Raw genomic sequence first — 19,652 nt, 5'->3', positions numbered from 1 at the left:
ACATATGTATGATGTCGTTGTTGTAGGAGGCGGACCATCAGGCGCCACCGCCGCGCTCGAACTGGTCCGGTCCGGGCACAAGGTTGCCCTCCTGGACCGGGAGGGGCGGATCAAGCCCTGTGGCGGCGCCATCCCGCCACGGCTGGTCACGGATTTCAACATCCCCGACAGCGAAATCGTCGCCCGCATCAATACCGCACGCATGATCTCCCCCACCCAGCGACAGGTCGATATCCCGATTGAGAACGGATATGTCGGTATGGTCGACCGTGAATTCTTCGACGCTTTCCTGCGCAAGCGCGCTTCGGATGCGGGTGCCGAGTATATCGTGGGGACCTTCACCGCGATTGAACGCGACGATCAGGGCACCCATGTCGTCTACCGTGACAAGGGCAGTTCGGACACCAAACGCCTGACCACCAAGCTGATCATAGGCGCGGATGGTGCGCGTTCAAACGTGGCGCGGGCCGAAGTGCCCGGCGGTGACACCATTCCCTATGTGATTGCCTATCACGAAATCATCGAAGCGCCCGAACCGACGCCAGACTATGACCCCAAACGCTGCGACGTGATCTATGACGGCGCGATTTCTCCGGACTTCTATGGCTGGGTGTTCCCCCATGGCAAATCCGCCAGCGTCGGCATGGGCACCGGCCTTGATGGTGTGGACCTCAAGAAAGCCACGGCAGAACTGCGCCTCGCGTCAGGTCTGGAAAACTGCAAGACGATCCGCCGCGAAGGGGCGCCCATCCCGCTCAAACCGCTGGACAAATGGGACAACGGACGTGACGTGGTGCTGGCAGGCGATGCCGCCGGCGTTGTCGCCCCCTCTTCCGGGGAAGGGATCTATTACGCCATGGTTGGCGGACAGGTTGCGGCAACGGCTGCTTCGGCCTGCCTGACCTCCGGCCGGGCCCGCGATCTGACACTGGCCCGCAAGCTCTTCATGCGCGAACACAAACAGGTCTTCCGTGTCCTTGGTGCCATGCAGAACGCCTATTACCGGTCTGATGCCCGCCGCGAACGCTTCGTCTCGCTCTGCCATGATGTCGACGTGCAGCGGCTGACGTTTGAAGCCTATATGAACAAGAAACTGGTCAAGGCACGGCCCATGGCGCACCTCAAGATCGGCATCAAGAACCTTGCGCATCTGTCCGGTCTGGTGTCAGAGACCCGCGTCTGACAGATTGGGGGAAACACCATGGACGGCAGTATGACACCCACAAACATCATGATCCCCGCGTGGGTGGATGGCACCTTGACCCCGGTTGAGAAACTGGCGGCCCACCAGCGCGGTCTGCGCCACCTTGCCGTGTCTGTCTTTGTCATGCGACACGGGTCGATCCTGATCCAGCAGCGCGCGCTGTGCAAATACCATACACCGGGGCTCTGGGCGAACACCTGTTGCACCCATCCCGCCTGGGACGAAGACCCGACAGATTGCGCGCACCGCCGCGTGAACGAAGAGCTGGGGATCACCGGGCTGAACCTGTTGCACCGCGGACAGGTCGAATACCGCGCCGCTGTCGGGCCGGACATGATCGAACATGAAGTGGTGGAGGTCTATCTGGCCGAAGCCGCCGAAGACATGGCGATGGCCCCAAACCCCGAAGAGGTCATGGCCACCCGCTGGATCACGCCGCAAGAGCTCGCCGCAGAAATCGCGCAAACGCCGGAGGCCTTTACGCCCTGGCTGCGCATCTATCTGGATCAGCACGCGGATATGATCCTGGGCCAACCCCTGGAAATCTGATCACGCCTGTTCCGAGAACAGTCTGGGGCGGCATCCCCCGCCTGTGCCGCACAGGGTCAGGACGTCTCTGCCCGGACGCCCACGGCCTGCATCGCCGTTGCGGCAATATCGGTCGCGGTCATGCCCGCCTCGGCATACATCGCATCGGGTGCGGCCTGATCAATGAACTTGTCCGGCAAGGTCATCGTCCGCACAGCCAGATTGCCGTCCAGCAACCCTTCGCCCGCCAGATCATGCAGAACCATCGCGCCGAACCCGCCGCGTGCACCTTGTTCAATGGTGATCAGCGCCTTGTGCGTCCGCGCCAGACGGTGCAGCAATTCCCGGTCCAGCGGCTTGGCGAACCGCGCGTCGGCCAGCGTGACGGAAACACCGCGTTCCTCCAGAAGCGCAGCCGCTTTCAGGCTCTCACCCAGATGCGCCCCGAAGGACAGGATCGCCACGTCGGTGCCTTCAAACATCACCCGGCCCTTGCCAATCTCCAGCACCTCACCGCGGTCAGGCAGGGGCACGCCCTCCCCTTCGCCGCGGGGATAGCGGAAGGCAATCGGCCCGCTGTCATGCGCCACCGCTGTGGCCACCATATGCATCAGCTCCGCTTCATCCGCGGCCGCCATCACCGTCATGTTTGGCAGTGCAGTCAGGTATCCCACATCAAACGCACCTGCGTGTGTCGCGCCGTCGGCGCCCACCAGACCCGCCCGGTCAATCGCAAAACGCACGGGCAGGTTTTGCAAAGCCACGTCATGCACCACCTGATCATACCCCCGTTGCAGGAAGGTCGAATAGATCGCACAGAACGGCCGCAGCCCGGAAGCCGCCATGCCAGCCGCAAAGGTCACGCCATGCTGTTCGGCAATGCCCACATCAAACATCCGCTTGGGATGTTTCGCGCCAAAAATGTCCATGCCCGTGCCACCCGGCATCGCGGCGGTGATGCCAACGATCCGGCTGTCGGTATCTGCCAGATCAGTCAGTGTCTGGCCAAAGATCTTTGTGTAGCTTGGGGCATTGGGTTGCTTCTTGGCCTGCACCCCGCTTTCGACAGTGAATTTGCCGACACCGTGATATTTGTCCGCTGACTGTTCTGCGGGGGCATAGCCCTTGCCCTTCACCGTGCAGCAATGGATCAACACCGGTCCCGTCGCCCGCGCCCGTGCCGCGCGCAACACCGCCACCAGCTGCTCCATATCGTGCCCGTTGATCGGCCCGACATACTGAAACCCCAGCTCTTCAAACAGCGTGCCCTGCGCACCCACGGCCCCCGTCACCAATTGCCGCGCGCGTTTGGCGTGATCGCGCAGGGGACCGGGCAGCGCGGCCTCGAACCCTTCGGCAACCTGCTGCAATTGCCCCAGGGGGGAGCCATAAAGACCCGAAAGATACTTCGACATCGCCCCTACCGGGGGCGCGATGCTCATCTCGTTGTCATTGAGGATCACGAACATCCGCCGCCCTTCGGCGCCTGCGTTGTTCATCGCCTCATAGGCCATGCCCGCACTGATCGACCCATCGCCAATCACCGCAATCGCATCGCCCGTGTTCTGCCCCAGATCACGCCCCAGCGTGAACCCCAACGCCGCCGAGATCGAGGTGGAGCTATGGGCGGCACCAAAGGGATCGTATTCAGATTCGCTGCGTTTCGTGAAACCGGAAATCCCCCCCTCCTGCCGCAGGCTGTGCATCCGGTCGCGCCGTCCGGTCAGCACCTTGTGCGGGTAACACTGATGCCCCACATCCCAGATCAGCTTGTCATGCGGCGTGTCGAAAACCGCATGCAGGGCAACCGTCAGCTCCACCACACCCAGCGATGAACCCAGATGGCCACCTGTCTGGGCAACCGCCTCCACCACCTCACTGCGCAGCTCATCCGACAGATGTTTCAGATCAGCAACCGACATGCCGCGCATATCGGCGGGCGTGTTCACACGGTCCAGAAACGGCGTTTTGCGGGGGGTGTCTGTGGCGGGCATGGCGGCAGGCTCCTCGGTCTTGGTAAAAAGAGGGAGTCTGTTGGCCGCGGGTGCAGAAGGAACCAGAACCGCAAGCGGTCGGGCCCCTTCTGCCTCCCGTAGCCAACAGGACGTGTCAGGAAAGCCTCTTCCTGACGTTTCCGGATCAAACCAAGGGACATGGTCGATCCGAAAGGCGGGGCGGGGCCAAGGGTGGCCCTGCCAATCTCTCAGGTGCGTGTGGTATCCGCGAGGGGTGCCTCATAGGCGGAGAACGGTGTCGGATCATCCGCCTCGCGGGCCTCATCCGGCAACAGCAGGCCAATTCCGTACAAGGCCCACATGAACAATCCGAACCCCACACAGACGATTGCGGCATAGCCCGCGCCCTTCATCATCAGCAGAAAGACGTCAGCCCGCAGTCGGAAGGTTTGATCGCCGGTGCGCAGATAGTCGTTGTTGTCACTCATGGTCTCTTTCCTTCTCAATCAAGCGGCGCGTAGCCGTGTTCCTGGGCCCAGATGAACCAATTGTCGACAACCGTGCCGGTCAGCAGGATCCCGATGCCGCCCGTGAGCGTCGTGAGAACCGCAAACCACCATGCCCAGCGGTGAATGCCCTCCATCGTGGCGTTGAACCCCATGGTCCATCTCCAGAACAAGGCCGCCCGTTCCGAAGCCGTGCCGCGGTCCACGATCTGTTCGATCTCCCGCTCACCGCCATAGCGGCTGACGGCAAGGATCGTCGCGCCATGCATCGCAAACAGCAGGGCAGAGCCATAAAGGAACACAATGCTCAACGCGTGGAACGGATTGTAGAACAGGTTGCCATAAGTCAGCGAAAACAGGTTCGTCCAGTCAAGGTGCGGGAAAATGCCGTAGGGCACCGCCTCTGACCAGCTGCCCATCAGGATGGGCCGGAACAGACCCAGCACAAGGAACAACCAGATCGCAGAAGCAAAAGCCCAGCTGACGTGTTTGCCCATGCCCAGCTCTTCGGCGCGCAGGTAGGTCCGGATCCACCAGCTGATCACCGAAACCAGCAGGAAGAAGCTGGCGATGATCCACCATCCCCCTTCATCCAGCGGGGCAAAGCCCAGCCCGTATTCCTCTGCCGGTGGCTCAAGCGCCATCCAGAAAAGTTCGCGCATGAACAAAGCGGGTGAATAATCCACCTGCCACCAGAAGTTCATGCCGACGATAAAGAACCACAAGAACCCGGTCGCCAGCGACACAACCCCGAAGGTGCCAAGATAGATCGGCCCCAACTGTGCGTTGCCAATCAGACCCGCAAGGCTTGAAAAACCCGCCTTCCTGGTCCGTTCGCGGTCCAGCAGACCGTCAGGGTCGACCCCCATTTCCGGGGGGCCCTGCACCTGAACCTGCGTGAAGATATTTTGATATTCAGCCATTTTTCATATCCCTCTTACAGATCCGCCCACCAGGGCAATTCGGCGTACCAATCCCACCAGGCTGACCATTGGTCGAACCAGATCGTGCCGGAGATGACGATACAGATCGCGCTCCACAGACCGGCTTGCAGCGCCAGGAACAGACCCAGACGGTGAATGCCGAGTGGCCCGATCGAATAGCCGATCAGATCGCGGAAATAGGTGTCCTCGTGATCGGGTGTGACGATCTTGTTTTCCTTGCCACCGGTGTTGACCGCCGACAAAACCAGCGAGCCGTGCAGCGCAAGCGCCAGACAGGTGGTGAAGAAGAAGGTGATCGCGACCATATGCGCGGGGTTGTAGTGGAAGTTGCCGTAGGCATAGCCGACGTTGTTCACCCAATCGAGGTGGCTGAAGATGCCGTAAGGAAATCCGTGTCCCCAGGCCCCCATCAGCACCGGCCGGATGATCACCAGCGTGACATAGGCCAGGATCGCAACACTGAAGGCGAAGGGCACATGATACCCCATCCCCAGCTTGCGGCAGATTTCCACCTCCCTGAGCGCCCAGCTGACAAACGCCAGCGTCGCGCACATCGTGATGATCTGCCAAAGCCCGCCTTCGGCCAGCGGCGCCATGCCAAGGCCCACTTCAAGGCTGGGGGGATTGATTGAGATCAACCAGGGGTTCCAGGTATCACCCAGCGCCGCCCCGTAAAAGATCAGGATGGTGCCGAGCGCGGCAAAAAAGAACGTCGTGACGCCGAAAAAGCCGACATAGAAGGGGCCTACCCAGAAGTCGAACAGATCACCGCCAACCAATGTCCCACCTCGGACCCGGTATTTTCTTTCGAAGCTGAGCTGAGCCATCTTCTTACTCCTCTTGCGCCGACAACCACAGGCCAAAGGCCCGGTGCGGCGCGCACGTGAATGATTTCGGGTTGCTGCGGGCGGCGGCGTGACACCAGTCCGCCCGCTGCGTTTTCTTGCAGTCCGATTACTCCGCTGCTTCAGCCGCACCAAAGGCGCGGTCGAACCAGTTTGTTTCCGGGTTGCTGAGCAGGACGAGATGAATCATCGCCGCCAGCAGGAACAGGAACACGCCCTGCGCCACGAAAACGCGACGCGGGTCGAAGATCAGCCAGATTTTGTAAAACTGTGCCATGTCGATATGCTCCTATCAGCCCCAGGAGAACCAGGGCAGTTTGATGTACGTCAGCACATGCGCGACAACGGCCACGATCGTGAAGATCGTGAACCCGCTCATGTAGACTGAGTGCAGCTCCTGCGCTTGCTCGTCTGTCAAACCTGTGAAGGACAGGTCATTTTTATCAGCCATGTTTTTCTCCTCAGAAAAAGTGCCGACGCCGCGCCCCCCGCGGCCGGGTTACGACAGGGGCTCATCCCCTGCCCTAATCCACCACTCCGGGGGGGAGTGGCGAACCTGTTGTCCGTGACGGTCACCCGAAACGGTATGTTTGCCTCACGCGGAAAAGATGCGCGGGGTGATGATCTGGGCCTGGCTCCAGGCGGCCTTGATGGGGCCCTTTTCGGGCAACTCCATCCGGCGCGCGGCGCTCAAGCCCCATGTCAGGAAACTCAAGGGCAGCGTCGCCACGAAGATCACGGCGAAATAGACGTAGTATTCGCGCATGTTGGGGACGCTGCGGTGGCGCGCGGGTGTGCGCGCAACGCTTTGGTCGCTGCTGATATCGGTCATGTTTTGGCTCCTCCCGAAGCTGGTTGAAGTCCCTCGACGCATTCCAGAACCACCCGTTCAGCACCCGCATCAAGCGCTGCTTTTTCAGCAGCGTCGCGCAGGGTCTTGGCGGCGGAAATACGTGTCAGGATCGGATGGCTGGCAACAATTTCGTCCAGCTTGGCCTGGGCATCCGCATCCCAGGGGAAATCCCGCTTGAGCGGGGTTGGTGTCGCCGGGGTCGCATCCATCTCAGACCCCAACGGTAGTATGTGAAACAGTGCATCAAAGAGGCTATTGCAAACCTCCTGCACCAGATAAGTCGCACCTGCGTAGCCCATGAAAGGCGTGCCCGTTGCGCGCCGGATGGCAGCACCGGGGAAGGACGCAGGAATAAAGGTGGGCGCCGGGCCAAAGCCCGATTTCATCTCCGCCAGATACATCTTTTCATTGATCGACCCCATCAGGATCAGCGGGCGCTTTTCGTGCACCATCGCGCGGACCTGATCATTGTCGGTCTTCTTGCCGCGTGTGCGGGCAACCGCAAAGGCGCAGGGCAGACCCAGATCATTCTCAAGGAAATTGCGGATACCGCGCGCATAGGTTTCATTGGCCACAATCCCGAAGGAGGCGGTCGCAAAGAAGTCCTGCGTCACCGACCGCCACAAATCCCAGACGGGTTTGATGGTGGAGTGCTTTTCGCGCTCAATAAACGGCTCGGGATCAAGGCCCGTGAGTTCACCCAGCTTACGCAGGAATTTCGTGGTCGACTCGATTCCAACGGGCGCTTGCAGATAGGGCTTGCCCAGCACTTCGCACAAGCCCCGACCAAACTCGCGGTACATGCAGATGTTCACATCCGCATTCACCAGCCCGCGCATCTCTGACACATGGCTGCCCAGCGGCATCACCATGTTGACCTCTGCGCCTATCCCCTCAACCAACCGACGGATTTCCGCCAGATCGGAGGGCATGTTGAACGTGCCATACATCGGCCCGAGGATATTGACGCGGGGGGCGGCGCCCTCCTCGCGTTTCTTCTCGGGCGGCATCCGGCCCTTGGTCATGCCGAACTCGGTAAAGATCCACGTCATCGCGCGGTCCGCACTCTCCCACTGATCTTCATCAATGGTGCGCGGCAGGAAACGTTGAATGTTGGTGCCTTGCGGGGTCACCCCACCGCCAATCATCTCCGCAATCGACCCGGTCACAACCACCGCTGGCAACGCGGGATCAAGCGTTTCCCAGGCGCGTTTCATCGCCTCTTCGGTGCCTGATCCCATCTCACCTTCGCCCAGACCGGTGACCACGATGGGTAACTCATGCGGTGGCAAAGCATCGGTGTAATGCAAAACGGATGTGACGGGCAGGTTTTCGCAGCCCACGGGGCCGTCGATCACCACCTGCAAACCCTTGGTCGCACAGAAGGCATAAACTGCGCCCCAATATCCGCCTGCGCGGTCGTGGTCCTGGACTAGCATTGGGCACCTGCCTTGGTGCGCATGAATGCACACCCTACGGCGGGGATATGATGAAACGCGCCGCTCATATCATTTGCGCGGCCTTCGCCGCCCTCGCCTGCTTTTCCAGCTTCTTCAAATTCTGCGCGCGGAACTGCGGCTGCACGTTCGGGCTGCCTTCCCAGACGCCCGCAGTGTCACCCGCACCCACGCCTTCAAAGAACGCTTTCATGTGATCCATGCGGTCCTTGTTCGCCATGGCGGCATTCACCACCTGCGCCAGGGAGCCCGCGCCCGCGACACCCATCAGGGGCCGCGCGGAAATCAGGTTGGTGAAATAGAGCGAGGGGATGCCCAGCTCCTTGCCCTTCTGGACAACAGGCGTGGTGCCGATTGCCAGATCAGGCTGGATCGCCTCCATCGCAGCGCAATCGTCTTCCAGTGACGCACGGAACTTCACTTTCACACCGCGCGCTTCAAGCCATTCCGCATCCGCCGCTGACCATTCCGTCTTGGGACAGGCCGTGCCCACATAAGGAACATCCGCACCGCTTTCGATCATCAGCCGCGCGACCAGCAATTCGCTGCCCTCATAGCCCGAGAGCGTGATCGTCCCGTCAATCGGCGCGCCACCCAGCGCGCCCTTGATCGCAGGCAGGCAGGCGTTTTGCGCCGCAGCGATCTTGTCTGCGGAAATGTTGTAAGCATCGCCAATCGCCGCCAGCCACGCGGCGGTGCCGTCATGGCCCACGGGGGCAGAGCCGACAACAGTGCGCCCTGCCGCCTGAAACTCCCGCACACTCGCGGTGTAGAAAGGATGGATCGCCGCCGCGACACCGCAATCAAGCGCTGCGTACAACTCACGCCATTCTCGGCATGGCACGACCGGCCCCGCGCCCAGCCCCATGGGCGCCAGCATCTGGCCAATCATCATTGGATCAGCCGGGAACATCTCTCCCATCAGGGCGACCTGCGGACGATCCGCGCGACCGCCTTCGGGCATGGCCACCGGCCCCGCCTCAATCTCCCGCCGGGCATAATTCAGCATCGCGCCGGCCAGCACGTCCTTGGCTTCTGCGTGGGTCGGGATGCCAAAACCGGGGACGTCGATGCCCACCACGCGCACGCCGTCAATCTCTTCGGGCAGCAGCCGCAGTGGCACACCGGACGCCGTCGGCACACAAAGGTTCGTCACGACAATCGCGTCGAGCTTCGCGGGATCGGCAACATCGTGCACCGCCTCGCGGATATCTTCGAACAGCTTGCCGGTCACCAAAGTCTCGGAATTGAACGGCACATATCCAACGGAACGCCGCGCGCCATAGAAGTGCGACACAAACGTCAGACCATATACGCAACAGGCCGAACCGCTCAGGATCGTCGCCGTGCGCTTCATCCGCAGACCCACACGCAGCGATCCAAACGCAGGACACATCGACTGCGGCTGATCATGGGGGCCCTTGGGGTAATCCTTGGCGTATTGATCCAGCACATCGGATTTGCCCGCCGAACGCGCCGCTTCTTCAAGCGTGCCGCGCGATCCGCACATGCCTTCGGCGGCAGGCGCATCGACAACCGGCGGCAAATCAGCCCCGTGAGAGGCTTCATCAATCCGCACCTCGCCCACGTCATCGTAGGACACGTTATATCCGGTGCGCTCAGACATCGTCGTAGACAACCTCCAGGCTCGCCTTGGGGGCCGCGTTCTTGCCGCGCATGTCCTGATCGGTGGCCGGTTCCAGCACCACGTCGCCGCCGGTTTCCGAGGCATCAAACAGCCCCAGCAAACCGTCCTGATCCAGCGGCGTAGGCCTCACGGGGGGTGCCACGGCAACTTCATCACCGAGGGCCGCAAACAGCGAACCCCATTGGCTCTCCATCGTGCCGACGATCTGGTAATTGGCAGATTTCTTGCGCAGGTCATCGTCCTGCGGAATGGCGGCCAGCACCGGAATGTCCACCGCTTCGGCAAAGGCCGCGGCCTCTCCGGACCCGTCGTCCTTGTTGATTACCAACCCCGCGACACCCACGTTTCCGCCCAGCTTGCGGAAGTATTCGACCGCCGAACAGACGTTGTTGGCGACGTAAAGAGATTGCAGATCGTTTGACGCGACGAGGATAACCTTCTGCGCCATATCACGTGCGATTGGCAGGCCAAAACCACCGCAGACCACGTCGCCCAGAAAATCCAGTAGAACATAATCGAAATCCCAATCGTGAAAGCCCAGCTTCTCCAGAAGTTCAAACCCGTGAATGATCCCGCGCCCGCCACAGCCGCGACCGACTTCCGGGCCGCCCAGCTCCATCGCGAATACACCGCCGCGTTTGAAACAGACGTCGCCAATCTTCACCTCTTCACCCGCCAGCTTTTTGCGGGTGGAGGTTTCGATGATCGTCGGGCAGGCCTTGCCACCAAACAGCAGCGATGTGGTGTCGGACTTGGGATCACAACCGATCAGCAGAACCCGCTTGCCCTGCTCCGCCATCATGTGGCTGAGGTTGGCCAGTGTGAAACTCTTCCCGATCCCGCCTTTGCCATAGATCGCGATGATCTGTGTTTTGGAGGTCGGCTCCTCCACCACGATGTCAGCGAAGTCCTCATGCGCCTCGTCGCGCAGGCGCTGGTCGAAATCCTTGATGGTGCCACCATCCTTGAGATTGGGAATATCGAGTGTCATGCGTGACCTTTCCAGTCGAGGATCATTTTCAGGCAAGCCGGGTCGTCAAAGGCGCGGGCGTAGGCCGCAGGGGCATCCGCCGCCGCCGCGCGATGCGTGATCAGATCACCCAGGCTGAGCGTGCCGCTTTCCACCAGCGACCGGGTCGCCAGCAAATCGTCAGGTGTCCATTCCGCCGCGATGCGAAACCGCGCTTCCTTCATGAAGGCCGGCGGGAAGGCAAAACTGATCGGCTCCGGATAAAACCCGGCAAGCACAATCTCTCCGCCCTTTTGCAGACGGCCAATCAAATCGCCCAGCAGGCCAGCTTGCCCCGTGGCGTCATAGATGGAGGTGTAGTCCCGACGCGGATCGGTGTCGGCGTTCAGCACGTCATAACCTTGCGCACCTTGCGTGCGGGCCGGGTCAATTTCCCAAACGGTGGGCGCAGGCGCGCCTGCTGCAATTGTCAGGCGGGCCAGCAAACGGCCCAGCACGCCGTGGCCCACAATCAGATCCGGCACGGATTTGCCCGGCCCTGCCATCGCATGGCGCGCCGTCGCGGCGAGGGCCAGCAATGCGCCTTCCGCCCCGAGAGCGGGATCAATCCGTGTGACCCGTTGCGCATCGGTGACCAGCAGACTTGCCGCGCCCCCAAACAGTCCAAACGCCCCTTCAAAGCAATTCGCACCCGGCACAAAAACCCGGTCGCCCACTTTGAACGCGGTCTGCGATCCCGCGTGGATCACTTCGCCAGCGGCTTCGTAACCGGGGACCAAAGGATAGCCCATGCCGGGAAAAGGAGGCATCGCACCTGACCACAGAAGTTTCTCCGTGCCCGTCGAGATACCGGAATGACTTACCCGCACCACGAGGTCACCCGCACCGGGCGGCGTGACGTTCAATGCGTCAAGACCCAGATCTTTAGGCCCATTCAGGATCACGGCAGTGGTTTGCACAGGTCCTCCCCTCTGGTGGTCTTTGCGCGAAAGGCCTTCGAAAAGGACTCACTTCGCGCAAGGCGATATATGTAAACTAAATCTGACACTCATAACTGTCAATCACAAGTGACATTGTCAGCTTTTCTTTACAGCCGTCACGCAGCGCGTCACAAACGGCCTGCGCGACGCCGGTTTCTGGATGTCCGCGAAACCTGCCTGCGCGCAGAGCGCGGCGATTTCATCAGCGGACCGGGCCTTGCCCGTGCCCATCGCCAGCGTATAGAGCGCAAAATAGGCGTCTCCCGCGCGTTCCGGCGCAGCGCCGCCGCGCATCGGCTCCGACACGATCAGCCGCCCGCCGTCCGGCAACGCGGCAAAACACTTGGCCAGCAGATCAGCGACCGTCTCATCCGTATGATCGTAGAGCACCCGAATGAGAGAGATCGCATCAGCCCCGGCAGGCAGCGCATCGGACCGGAAAGAGCCCGGCATGATTCTCGTCCGGTCGGTCAACCCCGCAGATGCGAATCGTGCTTCGGCCTCCGGCACCACGGCGGGCAGATCAAACAAGGTCAGCGACAGCTCCGCATGCCGCGCGCCAACTTGCGTCAGAAACGCGCCCGTGCCGCCGCCCACATCCATCAGCCGCGTGACCCCGGACAGGTTCACCGCATCCAGCGTGTCATCCGCCACCAACAGCTGGCTCTGCGCCATCAGGTCAGAGTAGGTCGCCGCGTCTTGCGGACCGACCTCACCGCCAAAGACATAGGGCCAGAACCCGGCAAGCTCCGGCTGTGTTTCCCCCCTGAAAAACGCGACTGGATCTGACAGATCACGGTAGAGCACATCGTGATGTCGGATCATCTGCTGCAAGCCCGGCACCCCGACCAACGCGGCACCACGTCTGGACAAGGCAAAGCGGCCTGCGCGTTTCTGCTTGAGCAGCCCCAGCGCAACACCGGCGCGCAGCAGCACCAGCATCCGGTCTTCGGGCACGCCAGCCTGACGCGCCAAAGCCTCCGCACCCGCAGGTCCGTTCATCAGCCGGGCGGGAATGTCAAAGGCGACCAGCGCCTGCAAAATCTGCGAGTGGCAAAACCCCGCAACCAGATCAAACAGCGCCTCACCTTCGGCCCGGACAATCCGCCGGGTCAGAACATTCCGCGCCGCCCATTTCTGAAATCCACGTGCCGCCACCAGCTTGCGCATCTGCGGCCATTGCCACCCTGCGCGCCTGCCTTGGGGAATCGGCACATCCGCCATTACGCGCCCCGTGCGGCCTTTCGCTCCGCCCGGAACTTGATCGGCGTCAACGCCTGTGCCTGAGCCGTGACCAGCTTCGCCAGCCGCGCTTCACCCGGACACTTGGGGATCGATGAAATCGCACCGGTCAGGATCTGCCCCATCCGCTCAATCGCCCCTTCGATGCCCAGTTCTGTCACCGCGTTCGGGCGCCCGTGCAGATCGTCCTGCCCCACCGGCTTGCCCAACGTCTTTTCATCGTACAGCGCATCGCGCAGATCATCGGCGACCTGAAACGCCTCCCCGATGCGCGCGCCCAGTTCTTCCCAAGGCTCCGCATCCTCTCCGGAGGCAACCGCCCCCATCTGGGTGGCAGCAATGAACAAGGCGCCGGTCTTGGCCCGGTGATAGGCGGACAGGTTCACCTCTTCCTCGCTCTCCCAGCCCTGTCCGGCACAAATGCCATTGGGCATCCCGGTGCGCGTGGCCAGCAGCTGTATCAGCTTCACAGCCGCCATCGGATCTTCCGGTGCGGCGCGCGCCAACACCTCAAACGCCATGATGATCAGGCTGTCGCCGGTCAGCACCGCCAATGGCTCTCCAAAGGCGCGATGCACGGCGGGTTTGCCGCGCCGCGTATCGGCGTCATCAAAACAGGGCAGATCGTCATGGACCAGCGACGCGCAATGGATCAACTCAAGCGCGGCCCCCGCCGCATCCGCCAGACGCGGGTTCTTGTCCCCACAGGCCAGCGCCACAGACATCAGGATCGTCGGCCTGATCCGCGCCCCACCCGGGGTGACAGTATAATGCAGGGCAGACGCGAGCTTTCCCGGCGACGGCGCAGCCTGGGCACAGGCAATGGCCTGGTTGATCGCAGTATCAATACGCGCGGCGACATCCATGAAGACTCTCCCATTGGCTGCATCTACTCTATTGATGACTCGTCGTGTGTCAACTAAGTTAGACACATGCTGCTGAAAACTGTCCATACAAAATGACACATCCCGCGCCTCACATCGCCATCATCGGCGCAGGCATTGGCGGGCTGTCGACTGCCCTGCGCCTTGCCCATGTCGGCGCGCGGGTGTCTGTGTTTGAACGACACAGCACACCGGGCGGCAAAATGCGCACCTTGCCTTCCGTGGCCGGGCCCGTCGATGCCGGCCCCACCGTCCTGACCATGAAACATGTGTTCGAGGCGCTTTTCGCCGAAACCGGCAGCGCCTTGTCAGACCATGTGACCCTGACGCGGGAAGAAACCCTTGCCCGCCACTTCTGGCGCGACGGGACCACGCTGGATCTGTTTGCCGATACCGACGCAAGTATAGATGCGGTGGAACAAACCTTCGGGCACAAAGCCGCACGGGAGTTCACTGCATTCCACGCCCAAACCGCGAAATTGTTCGAGGCGTTTGACGCACCCATGATGCGCACGGCAGCCCCATCACTGCTGTCGATGACCGCACAGATCATGCGCCGCCCTCACCTGATCCCCGCCATGGCCCCGCACCGGACCATGGCACAGAACCTTGAGCGGCTCTTTTCTGAACCCAGGCTCGCACAGCTTTTTGGCCGCTACGCCACCTATGTGGGCGGCCGGCCCGACGCCTCTCCGGCCTTGCTCAGCCTGATCGCTTTCGCCGAATCGCAAGGCGTCTGGCATGTGACAGGCGGGATGCACCAGCTGGCCTGCGCCATCGCGGCGCGTGCCACGGCCCTTGGCGCGCGCTTTCACTACAACGCCCACGTCAGCCGTATCGACATGGAAGAGGGCCAGCCCAAAGCGCTCATCACCGACGCGGGGCGCATCGCGGTTGATGCCATCTGCTTCAACGGCGACCCGCGCGCCATTGCGATTGGCATGCTGGGCAACGATGTTGCCCGCGCGGTGGAGCCGGAAACAACCAGCCCGCGCAGCCTGTCGGCCTGTGTGCACAGCTTCGCGGCTGAAGTGACAGGCATCGATCTGGCGGCGCACAACGTGTTCTTCTGCGATGACCCCGCCACTGAATTCGGGCCCATCGCCCAAGGGGACATCCCGCAGGACGCAACCCTGTACGTCTGCGCGCAGGACCGTTTCGGGGGCCAGCCCCCCACCGGGCCGGAACGCTTTGAAATCATCATGAACGCGCCACCCGTGGCCGACCGCACCGCACTCACGGCTGAGGAGAAAGACACATGTCACACCCGGATCATGGCGCAATTGCAGGATTTCGGCCTGCGCTTCAGCCCGACACCCCCGCCCGACAGCCTCACCATGCCGCAGGGCTTCGCAGCGATGTTCCCGGCCAGCAACGGCGCCCTTTACGGCCGATCGCCACATGGGATGATGGCAGCTTTCAAGCGCCCGACAGTGCGCAGCCGGATACCGGGCTTGTATCTGGTGGGCGGCGGCGTGCATCCGGGGGCGGGGATCCCGATGGCGACACTCTGCGGCGCGCATGCGGCCGCGGCGATGATCAGAGACCTGCATTTGACCTCTCCCCCCCACCGGGTGGCTACGCATGGTGGTACATCGACGGCGTCTCCGACGATGGCACACGCGCCGTCTCAATCATCGGCTTCATAGGGTCTGTTTTCTCCCCCTGGTACGCATGGTCAGGGCGGCATACGCCGGCCAACCACTGCTGCATGAACGTGGCGACCTACGGAGCCGGCGGGCGCTTCGCGATGACGGATCGCGGCACATCCGCCCTGCGCACCACGCCAGACAGCTTCACCGTTGGCCCATCCTCGATGCGCTGGACCGGCAGCGCACTGATCATCGACATCAACGAAGTCTCCTCTTTGCCGCTGATCTCCCGCATGCGCGGCCAGATCACGGTGACACCCGAAGCCATCACAAACGTCGAACTCCCCCTCACCCGCGACGGCGCCCATGTCTGGCGCCCCTTCGCGCCCGTCAGCCGGATCAACGTCGCGCTTGAGGCAAAGGGCTGGCAGTTCGACGGGCACGGATACTTCGACGCCAACTTCGGAACGCGCCCGTTAGAGACTGATTTCAGCTATTGGACATGGGGCCGCTACCCGACCCGGCAGGGCGCGACCTGCTTCTACGACGCCACCCGCCGCGATGGCACATCGCTTGAAGCCGCCATCGCCTTCGATCAAAACGGGCAGGCCCGCATGATCGACGCCCCACCGCGCACCCCGTTCAAACGCACCCTCTGGGCGCTGCGCCGCGAAACCCGTGCTGATCCCGGTACCATGCCGCGCCAGACCAAGGCGATGCTGGATGCACCATTCTACTCTCGCTCCGTGGTGGAAACCCAGATCAACGGCGAAAAAACCTCCGGCGTGCACGAAGCGCTCGACCTCAATCGCTATGCCAACCCCCTTCTCAAACCGATGCTCGCCGTCCGTGTCCCCAGACGCGCAGGCTGGCAGTTCTAGGCGACCACGCCGCCCCTCTTTTTGGCCATAAATATCCCAGCGCGACACCGGCCCCATGCACCGCACCAACGATGATGCGCTACACCTCGGACGGCACAATTGGCTTCACACCGGGGTTCAGCCGCCAGACACTCGCGTTCAGGGCTGCCGCCACACTGACCCAGATGAGATAGGGCACAAAGGCCAACCCGGCCAACAGGTCCAGCTGCAAATGCGCCCAGGTTGCCCCGGCCACCGACAGCCACAATGGCACCATCACCAAGAGCGCGCCTTTCAGCCGCCGCAACCCGAAAAACACCGGCGTCCAGAGGGTCGAGAACCCGGCCTGCGCCGCCCAGAATGCCATCGCATAGGCATTCCCCTCCAGCAGCGCCACGCGCATGCCCGCAAAAGAGATCAACAGATAGATGCTGGTCCAGACCACCGGAAACACCCAATCCGGCGGGGTCCAGTCCGGCTTGGCCAGTTGCTTGTACCACGCGCCCGGCTGAAACACCGCGCCCGTCGCACCTGCGGCACCACAGGCCAGCAGGAAAATCCCGAAAAGTGCAAAATCCATGGCCGCCCCCGTTGCGGCGTTACTCCGCCGCCATCTGCGTGGAGGATGGCGCAGAACTGCGCGCATCCAGATCCGCCAGCACATCCAGCAAAGCGGCCGTCCGGCCCTGCCCTGCTCCGATCTGTCCGGCAGATGCGGCATCTACCAGAAACTGAACCTCAGGCAAAGCCCGCGCGAAAATCACCGGCGATTGCGGCATCACCACAGAGCCTGCGGCCCGCAGCCCCGATTGCGCCACCCAACCCAGCTTCTGCACCTTGCTGGTGTGGGCGCGCCGCGTGACGCTGTCATAACCGTTGCGCCGCAGCTCCTTGCCGATCCCGGCATAGACAAACCGCGCCGCGAATATGCCCGACCGCGCCGACAGCGGCAGTGCTGCAATCCCCGCTTCTGACCTGATATAGAGCCTGTGCGCCTCCGCCAGCAGCCGCCGCACCATGCGCTTGGTCTGGGGCGTCGCCACGCGCTGCGCCATGAACGCATCCGGCGTCAGCCCCGCGTCCCGCACCCAGTCCAGCGGCAGATAAAGCCGCCCTGCGCGGGCGTCCTCACCCACATCGCGGGCGATATTCGTCAACTGCATCGCTACACCCAGATCACAGGCCCGTGCCAGCGCATCCGCATCCCGCACCCGCATCAACACGCACATCATCGCCCCCACAGCCGACGCCACACGTGCGGAATAATCAATCACACCAGAGAGCGTGTCATACCGCCGTTCCGACGCATCCCACGCCAGGCCTTCCAGCAACGCCTCCGGCAAGGCGCGTGGCATATCGAATTCCTCAATGATCGCCGCAAACGCCCGGTCCTCCGGCGCATTGCGCGGCCGCCCGGCATAGGCCGCGTCCAGCCGATCCCGCAACGACAGAACAGCACGCGCCTTGTGATCGCCCTCGTCCACCTCATCATCCGCCAACCGGCAAAACGCATAAAGCGCCAAGGCCGGATCGCGCACCGATGCAGGCAACAGCTTGCTCGCCGTGTGAAACGACAGGGACCCGGTGCGGATCACCGCCCGGCAATGCTCCATATCATCTGCGCGGATCATTCTGCGGCCAGCCTCTGCTCTGCGGTCATGGCCGGCGCATCGGGCACCAGCTTGGCCAGCACCTCCGCGCTCGACACCACACCGGGCAACCCTGCACCCGGATGGGTGCCCGCCCCCACCAGATACAAACCCGTCGCTTCCTCACTCACGTTATGCGGGCGGAACCACGCCGATTGCAAAATCCGCGGCTCCAATGAGAACCCCGCCCCATGCGGGCTGAGGTACCGATCCCGGAAGGTCTCCGGCGTAAAAACAGTCTCTGTGCTGATCTTTTCGCGGAACCCCGGCATCATCTTCTCCAGCTCCGCCGCGACCTTCTCACGGTAAATCGGCTCTTCCGTCTTCCAGTTCACGGCATCCTTCCAGCCCAGATGCGGCACCGGCGACAGCACGTAAAACGTGTCATCCCCCTCCGGCGCGACAGAGGGGTCGGTCAGCGAGGGACGATGCACATACAAACTCATGTCATCCGCCAGTTTTCCGCGCATGAAAATGTCCCGTAACAGCCCCTTGAACCTTGGCCCGTTGGCAATCGTATGATGCCCCAGATCAGGCCACATGCCTTTGGTGCCCTTGGTTCCGAAGTACCAGACATAGAGCCCCATCGACCACCGCTTGCGCTTCAGCTTCGGACCTGTCCAGCGCCGCTTCACATGGTTGCGCAGCAACCGGTCATAGGTATGCCCCGCATCCGCATTGCTGACGACCAACGGCGCATCAAGTGTTTCGCCATCCGTCAGCGTCACACCCGTCGCGGCACCACCGCGCACATGGATTTCATCCACCTCAACCTCGTGCCGGATCCTGCCGCCCTGCGCGCGCACCACATCGGCCATGGCATCCGCAATCGCCTGCACCCCGCCCATCGCGTAATGCACGCCGTATTCTTTCTCCAGATGCGCCACCAAGGCATACATGGAGGTCACATGCGCCGGATCACCCCCGATAAACAGCGGATGAAACGACAGCGCCATGCGCAGCCGTTCGTCTTTGACCCGTGCCGCCGCCAGACCGTAAATTGACCTGTCCGCCCGCAGCATCGCAAATTTCGGCAACACCTTGATGGTTTCCCACAGCCGGTGCATCGGCTTGGCCACCATGCCTTCAAAGCCCACGACATAGCGCGCCTGCGAATCCTTCAGAAACCGCTTGTACCCCGCCAAATCCGCCGGGCTCAGCTTGCGGACTTCCTCAAACATCCGCGCATCATCGCTGGTCGCTTTGAACGAACTGCCATCCGGCCAACGCACTTCGTAAAATGGATCAAGCGGACGCAGGTCCACGGCTTTGCGAAAATCAAAACCACAATCGGCCCACAGCTGTTCAAACACCATCGGCACCGTGACAATCGTTGGCCCCAGATCAAAGCGATGGCCGTCCTGGCTGATCGAAGACCCGCGCCCACCGACCCGGTCCAGCCGGTCCAGAACCGTCACCGCATAGCCCTTTGCGCCCAGCCGCATCGCAGCAGCCAGACCCCCCAATCCAGCCCCAATGACGAGCGCGCGATTGTCAGCAGTCGGGTCCATATGATCACCTCTTTGCATCATCCT

Annotated in this window: 20 protein-coding genes; 4 read left to right on the top strand and 16 right to left on the bottom strand. The window is 62.2% G+C overall.

All coding sequences use genetic code 11. The features are described 5' to 3' along the window. Nucleotides 1-4 precede the first annotated feature (4 nt). Nucleotides 5-1,183 (top strand): geranylgeranyl diphosphate reductase, encoded by a 1,179-nt coding sequence (locus Q1A91_RS21265; protein ID WP_299882394.1) that lies wholly within the window; start codon nucleotides 5-7, stop codon nucleotides 1,181-1,183. 30 nt (nucleotides 1,184-1,213) lie between these two features. Next, entirely contained in the window at nucleotides 1,214-1,753 is a 540-nt protein-coding gene (idi, locus tag Q1A91_RS21260; RefSeq protein ID WP_299882392.1) for an isopentenyl-diphosphate Delta-isomerase, read from the top strand. 56 nt (nucleotides 1,754-1,809) lie between these two features. Here idi and dxs read toward each other — a convergent pair whose 3' ends face one another. From dxs to Q1A91_RS21195, 13 genes are all read right to left on the bottom strand, one after another. Beyond that, a complete protein-coding gene (gene dxs / locus Q1A91_RS21255) occupies nucleotides 1,810-3,726 on the bottom strand; it encodes a 1-deoxy-D-xylulose-5-phosphate synthase (protein WP_299882390.1) in 1,917 nt (638 codons plus the stop codon). Nucleotides 3,727-3,935: 209 nt separating this feature from the next. After that, nucleotides 3,936-4,175, bottom strand: a complete 240-nt coding sequence (pufX, locus tag Q1A91_RS21250; RefSeq protein WP_299882388.1) for an RC-LH1 core complex protein PufX — start codon at nucleotides 4,173-4,175, stop codon at nucleotides 3,936-3,938. Between the two features lie 14 nt (nucleotides 4,176-4,189). Then, nucleotides 4,190-5,116, bottom strand: a complete 927-nt coding sequence (pufM, locus tag Q1A91_RS21245) for a photosynthetic reaction center subunit M (RefSeq protein WP_299882386.1) — start codon at nucleotides 5,114-5,116, stop codon at nucleotides 4,190-4,192. Between the two features lie 14 nt (nucleotides 5,117-5,130). Further along, nucleotides 5,131-5,964, bottom strand: coding sequence for a photosynthetic reaction center subunit L (pufL, locus tag Q1A91_RS21240; protein ID WP_299882384.1), 834 nt, complete (start codon nucleotides 5,962-5,964; stop codon nucleotides 5,131-5,133). A 127-nt stretch (nucleotides 5,965-6,091) separates the two neighbouring features. Next, on the bottom strand, nucleotides 6,092-6,259 hold the full coding sequence (pufA, locus tag Q1A91_RS21235) for a light-harvesting antenna LH1, alpha subunit (RefSeq protein WP_299882382.1): 168 nt from the start codon (nucleotides 6,257-6,259) through the stop codon (nucleotides 6,092-6,094). 15 nt (nucleotides 6,260-6,274) lie between these two features. Continuing rightward, entirely contained in the window at nucleotides 6,275-6,433 is a 159-nt protein-coding gene (pufB, locus tag Q1A91_RS21230; protein ID WP_299882380.1) for a light-harvesting antenna LH1, beta subunit, read from the bottom strand. Between the two features lie 144 nt (nucleotides 6,434-6,577). Continuing rightward, entirely contained in the window at nucleotides 6,578-6,814 is a 237-nt protein-coding gene (gene pufQ / locus Q1A91_RS21225) for a cytochrome PufQ (RefSeq protein WP_299882378.1), read from the bottom strand. Further along, on the bottom strand, nucleotides 6,811-8,274 hold the full coding sequence (gene bchZ / locus Q1A91_RS21220) for a chlorophyllide a reductase subunit Z (protein ID WP_299882376.1): 1,464 nt from the start codon (nucleotides 8,272-8,274) through the stop codon (nucleotides 6,811-6,813). Before bchZ ends, pufQ begins: the two co-directional genes overlap by 4 nt. Nucleotides 8,275-8,338: 64 nt before the next feature. Further along, nucleotides 8,339-9,919: a chlorophyllide a reductase subunit Y gene (gene bchY, locus Q1A91_RS21215; protein ID WP_299882374.1), complete on the bottom strand. Its 1,581-nt coding sequence runs from the start codon at nucleotides 9,917-9,919 to the stop codon at nucleotides 8,339-8,341. Beyond that, nucleotides 9,912-10,931 (bottom strand): chlorophyllide a reductase iron protein subunit X, encoded by a 1,020-nt coding sequence (locus Q1A91_RS21210; protein ID WP_299882372.1) that lies wholly within the window; start codon nucleotides 10,929-10,931, stop codon nucleotides 9,912-9,914. The genes bchY and Q1A91_RS21210 overlap by 8 nt, the downstream gene beginning before the upstream one ends. Then, nucleotides 10,928-11,869 carry a chlorophyll synthesis pathway protein BchC gene (gene bchC / locus Q1A91_RS21205; RefSeq protein ID WP_299882370.1) on the bottom strand — a complete coding sequence of 314 codons (942 nt, stop codon included), beginning with the start codon at nucleotides 11,867-11,869 and terminating at the stop codon, nucleotides 10,928-10,930. The genes Q1A91_RS21210 and bchC overlap by 4 nt, the downstream gene beginning before the upstream one ends. A 117-nt stretch (nucleotides 11,870-11,986) precedes the next feature. Next, a complete protein-coding gene (locus Q1A91_RS21200) occupies nucleotides 11,987-13,114 on the bottom strand; it encodes a methyltransferase (protein ID WP_299882368.1) in 1,128 nt (375 codons plus the stop codon). Continuing rightward, a complete protein-coding gene (locus Q1A91_RS21195) occupies nucleotides 13,114-13,998 on the bottom strand; it encodes a polyprenyl synthetase family protein (protein WP_299882366.1) in 885 nt (294 codons plus the stop codon). The genes Q1A91_RS21200 and Q1A91_RS21195 overlap by 1 nt, the downstream gene beginning before the upstream one ends. Before the next feature lie 92 nt (nucleotides 13,999-14,090). On the opposite strand from Q1A91_RS21195, the gene crtD reads away from it, so the two are divergent. Both crtD and crtC read left to right on the top strand, forming a co-directional pair. Then, nucleotides 14,091-15,665: a 1-hydroxycarotenoid 3,4-desaturase CrtD gene (gene crtD, locus Q1A91_RS21190; RefSeq protein WP_299882364.1), complete on the top strand. Its 1,575-nt coding sequence runs from the start codon at nucleotides 14,091-14,093 to the stop codon at nucleotides 15,663-15,665. Beyond that, on the top strand, nucleotides 15,650-16,489 hold the full coding sequence (gene crtC / locus Q1A91_RS21185; RefSeq protein ID WP_299882490.1) for a carotenoid 1,2-hydratase: 840 nt from the start codon (nucleotides 15,650-15,652) through the stop codon (nucleotides 16,487-16,489). The genes crtD and crtC overlap by 16 nt, the downstream gene beginning before the upstream one ends. A gap of 79 nt (nucleotides 16,490-16,568) precedes the next feature. On the opposite strand, the gene Q1A91_RS21180 is transcribed toward crtC, so the two are convergent. Genes Q1A91_RS21180 through Q1A91_RS21170 form a run of 3 tightly spaced genes read right to left on the bottom strand, consistent with a single transcriptional unit; the run spans nucleotide 16,569 to nucleotide 19,628 of the window. Continuing rightward, nucleotides 16,569-17,048, bottom strand: coding sequence for a TspO/MBR family protein (locus Q1A91_RS21180; RefSeq protein WP_299882362.1), 480 nt, complete (start codon nucleotides 17,046-17,048; stop codon nucleotides 16,569-16,571). Nucleotides 17,049-17,067: 19 nt separating this feature from the next. Next, nucleotides 17,068-18,099 (bottom strand): 15-cis-phytoene synthase, encoded by a 1,032-nt coding sequence (gene crtB / locus Q1A91_RS21175; protein ID WP_299882360.1) that lies wholly within the window; start codon nucleotides 18,097-18,099, stop codon nucleotides 17,068-17,070. Continuing rightward, entirely contained in the window at nucleotides 18,096-19,628 is a 1,533-nt protein-coding gene (locus Q1A91_RS21170) for a phytoene desaturase (protein ID WP_299882358.1), read from the bottom strand. The genes crtB and Q1A91_RS21170 overlap by 4 nt, the downstream gene beginning before the upstream one ends. Nucleotides 19,629-19,652 lie beyond the last annotated feature (24 nt).

It is taken from the genome of uncultured Sulfitobacter sp., assembly GCF_947500075.1.
Lineage (GTDB): Bacteria > Pseudomonadota > Alphaproteobacteria > Rhodobacterales > Rhodobacteraceae > Sulfitobacter.
This window is presented reverse-complemented; position numbering and strand designations above follow the sequence as displayed.

Excerpts from the sequence above, each read along its gene's own strand:
- Q1A91_RS21265 (WP_299882394.1), top strand. The coding sequence starts at position 5 with ATGTATGATGTCGTTGTTGTAGGAGGCGGACCATCAGGCGCCACCGCC.
- idi (WP_299882392.1), top strand. The coding sequence starts at position 1,214 with ATGACACCCACAAACATCATGATCCCCGCGTGGGTGGATGGCACCTTG.
- dxs (WP_299882390.1), bottom strand. The coding sequence starts at position 3,726 with ATGCCCGCCACAGACACCCCCCGCAAAACGCCGTTTCTGGACCGTGTG.
- pufX (WP_299882388.1), bottom strand. The coding sequence starts at position 4,175 with ATGAGTGACAACAACGACTATCTGCGCACCGGCGATCAAACCTTCCGA.
- pufM (WP_299882386.1), bottom strand. The coding sequence starts at position 5,116 with ATGGCTGAATATCAAAATATCTTCACGCAGGTTCAGGTGCAGGGCCCC.
- pufL (WP_299882384.1), bottom strand. The coding sequence starts at position 5,964 with ATGGCTCAGCTCAGCTTCGAAAGAAAATACCGGGTCCGAGGTGGGACA.
- pufA (WP_299882382.1), bottom strand. The coding sequence starts at position 6,259 with ATGGCACAGTTTTACAAAATCTGGCTGATCTTCGACCCGCGTCGCGTT.
- pufB (WP_299882380.1), bottom strand. The coding sequence starts at position 6,433 with ATGGCTGATAAAAATGACCTGTCCTTCACAGGTTTGACAGACGAGCAA.
- pufQ (WP_299882378.1), bottom strand. The coding sequence starts at position 6,814 with ATGACCGATATCAGCAGCGACCAAAGCGTTGCGCGCACACCCGCGCGC.
- bchZ (WP_299882376.1), bottom strand. The coding sequence starts at position 8,274 with ATGCTAGTCCAGGACCACGACCGCGCAGGCGGATATTGGGGCGCAGTT.
- bchY (WP_299882374.1), bottom strand. The coding sequence starts at position 9,919 with ATGTCTGAGCGCACCGGATATAACGTGTCCTACGATGACGTGGGCGAG.
- Q1A91_RS21210 (WP_299882372.1), bottom strand. The coding sequence starts at position 10,931 with ATGACACTCGATATTCCCAATCTCAAGGATGGTGGCACCATCAAGGAT.
- Q1A91_RS21200 (WP_299882368.1), bottom strand. The coding sequence starts at position 13,114 with ATGGCGGATGTGCCGATTCCCCAAGGCAGGCGCGCAGGGTGGCAATGG.
- Q1A91_RS21195 (WP_299882366.1), bottom strand. The coding sequence starts at position 13,998 with ATGGATGTCGCCGCGCGTATTGATACTGCGATCAACCAGGCCATTGCC.
- crtD (WP_299882364.1), top strand. The coding sequence starts at position 14,091 with ATGACACATCCCGCGCCTCACATCGCCATCATCGGCGCAGGCATTGGC.
- Q1A91_RS21180 (WP_299882362.1), bottom strand. The coding sequence starts at position 17,048 with ATGGATTTTGCACTTTTCGGGATTTTCCTGCTGGCCTGTGGTGCCGCA.
- crtB (WP_299882360.1), bottom strand. The coding sequence starts at position 18,099 with ATGATCCGCGCAGATGATATGGAGCATTGCCGGGCGGTGATCCGCACC.
- Q1A91_RS21170 (WP_299882358.1), bottom strand. The coding sequence starts at position 19,628 with ATGGACCCGACTGCTGACAATCGCGCGCTCGTCATTGGGGCTGGATTG.